Genomic DNA, 2993 nt, shown 5'->3' on the forward strand with positions numbered 1-2993 from the left:
GCCGCCAACAGGCTAAGTGCGCCTGTTGCCGCCTAAAAAGCGGCCGGATGCCTGATTATCAGGTATCCAAGGGGGGAGTAAGGGGGTATTTGAGTAGAATCAGTGGATATTTGAAACAAAAACAGCCGAAAATCTTTGTTTAGGTTTCGGCTGTTGGAGGAAAGGCTTTTTTGCAAAGGTCTCAGGCCGTCTGAAAAACCTTCAGACGGCCTTTTGTTTGATCAAACCAATAATTCAGCCAGGCGTTTGACGATTTCATTTGCCGCTTGGCGTTTGGATGTTTCCGGAAATGAGGTTTCGGCAAGGTTATCAATAATGGTGATTTGATTGGTTGGCTTGCCCATGGAAACGGAAACTTGGTTGGCTACCAGCATTGGAACGTTTTTGCGTAAACGTTTTGCCCGTGCAAATTCCAAAACCTGATGGCTTTCGGCAGCAAAGCCGACGCAGAATGGTGGAGAAGGCAAGGCGGCAACGGATGCGAGAATATCCGGATTTTCCGTCAATTCGATAACTGGGGGCTGATTGCCGTTTTTCTTTAGTTTCTCGTTGCTGCTGTTTTTGACTTTATAGTCTGCAACGGCTGCAACAGAAATAAAGACATCCTGATCATGGATATGGCGGTGAACTGCCTGATACATGGTTTCTGCGCTGACAGCCTGTTCGGAATGAGTCAAGCCTGCTGGCAGGGCCGTCTGAATTTGACCGTAAATCAGCGTGACTTTCGCTCCGGCAGCACGGCACGCACGCGCTAAAGCCATACCCATTTGTCCGCTGGAAATATTGGTAATGCCGCGGACAGGATCGATGGCTTCAAACGTTGCGCCGGCTGTAATCAGAACTTTTTTGCCGCTCAGCAGCTTGGGTGTCCATAAATCCTCTAGCAAATCTGCCAGATCGACCGCTTCGACCATTCTGCCTGTACCTGTTTCGCCGCAAGCCTGTTCGCCGCTGTTTGGGTAAAACACGGTAACGCCGTCTGAAACCAGTTGTTCAATATTGCGCAGGTTAGCAGGGTTGTTCCACATTTCGACATTCATTGCAGGCGCAACGGCCAAGGGACATTTTCTGGCTGTAGCCAAAGTAGTCAGCAGGTTGTCGGCCAATCCGTTGGCAATTTTAGCAATCGTATTGGCAGTGGCTGGTGCAATAAGAAATGCGTCAGCTTCACGCGTCAGATTGATGTGCGCCATGCCATTATTGGAAGCGCCTGAATAGGTATCCGATAAAACAGGGTTGCCGGTTAAAGCTTGGAAAGTCAGTGGGGAGACAAATTCTGTCGCAGAATCTGTCATTACCACTGATACAGAATGTCCTTGCTTTTTCAGCAGTCTGACCAGTTCGCAAGATTTATACGCCGCAATACCGCCGGTAATGCCGAGGAGAATGTGTTTGCTCATAAATAACGGGTTCATTAAATGAGATATATAGGAATCAAATCAAATTAGATCTGTTCGATGTTGATTCTGGCCAGTTTTACTTTAATCGCATTGCCATATCTCTTCGGCAAAAATGCTGAAACCACCCCGTTTTTCACTTCAGTCACATAACTGCAGACTTTAAATTCAGGAACAACATTGAGCGAGTAGTCCGGATTGACCAAAGGCGAAACACTGGAGTACAGCGTCCATCTTGCCAGACTGCCGTCTTTATAATCAGTCGTTGCGTTAAAGCTGGTAACCCCTTCGCTGAAAGCGATTTGATAATTAGAGTAGAACTCGCCGGGAATTTCGTGTGCATTACAGAAATCAAATAATCTGTCATGTGCAAACAGATTCTGACGGATATAGGCCCACAATTCTTTTTCTAGAAAATCTTGGTCGGCAAAATGTCTGGAAGGGTAGCCCTCGTCGACAAAATTCTGAATTCTTTCCTGCATATCTGGGACTGCACCTGCTTTAGCACCCCACATGCCCGCAAGAATTAGGGCAGTATGCGAGCCTGAGTCGCGAATAGTGTGGAATAGGGTGCCACTTTTTATCCATTCGGATACGGCCGCTGCATCACGATAGCAAATAATAGAATCTGCATCACGGAAAATAACGTATTCAACCTCAGGATCATTGATGGCAAGAAAGCGCCACATCGTACCCGGCCAGTTGTTCAATGGAGCGCCAACCTTAATCACTTCGGCACCGTTATTTTTAAATCGTTGAATAGCTTCAGCCGATACAGAATCGTCGACATAAAAACGACATGTCCAACCAGGGAAAAGCACAGGCGCAAGCTGGGTATTTAAGACGGCAGGCTCAATATATTTGGAATTATTGCCAAATAAAGAAAAGGAGATAATCCGTTTGCCGTTTTTTGGGGCTGGTGCCGGAATGATTTCATGTTCTAGGTCTGGAATGGCTTTATCTTTTAAAACCAAAGCTTGATGACCGTAAACCCCAGTTTTTTCCCAATTATCTAGAGCACCATAAGCATGTGCTAGTAAATCCAAAGCAGGAATATAGGTACTATCCAGCTCTAGCGTTTTCATTTCAGCCTCAATGGCCTTTTCCCATTTCAATTGCTTCAGATAGGCATAAGCAACTTTATGATGAAATTCGACAGATTGGGGATTGAGAAGGCAAAGAATCTCGGCACGTTTTAGCGCTTCCTCGTAATTTTCCTCTTCGATAAAAGAGTGATATGCTTGTTCAAATTTTTGTTGAATCTTTTCGTTGCTCATAATAGGGACTATTCTAAATTTATGATTGTTTTATTGGAAAAAGTAGAGATTGTAAGAGTAGATGGGACTAAAGCGCCAGTAATATAGAGATATAGAGTGTTTGAATGTGGCAAATAAGAGCAAAGCCGCAGGACTATTTATCTTAGGATATCTGGTTTATCTATTGAATGATAAAATTCAATAAATTTTAAATTATTTAAATACAGATAGTTGTGAAAATTTTTAGTTTTTTTTTGAAATTGGGTGTTGACTGGTTTTGTTGTGAGGCGTATAGTTCGGTTCTTCGCTGCTGACGCGGTGAAGAAAACGAAGCAGACAG

General features: G+C 44.4%; 2 protein-coding genes. Both read right to left on the reverse strand.

The window, feature by feature from the left end:
• Positions 1–221 precede the first annotated feature (221 nt).
• Positions 222–1400: a bifunctional phosphopantothenoylcysteine decarboxylase/phosphopantothenate--cysteine ligase CoaBC gene (gene coaBC, locus ACTHSX_RS10370; RefSeq protein WP_440377596.1), complete on the reverse strand. Its 1179-nt coding sequence runs from the start codon at positions 1398–1400 to the stop codon at positions 222–224.
• 44 nt (positions 1401–1444) lie between these two features.
• Entirely contained in the window at positions 1445–2674 is a 1230-nt protein-coding gene (locus ACTHSX_RS10375; protein ID WP_440377597.1) for a tetratricopeptide repeat protein, read from the reverse strand.
• Positions 2675–2993 lie beyond the last annotated feature (319 nt).

This window comes from Neisseria sp. P0014.S002 (genome assembly GCF_051958295.1).
In the GTDB taxonomy this organism is placed as follows: domain Bacteria; phylum Pseudomonadota; class Gammaproteobacteria; order Burkholderiales; family Neisseriaceae; genus Neisseria; species Neisseria flavescens_B.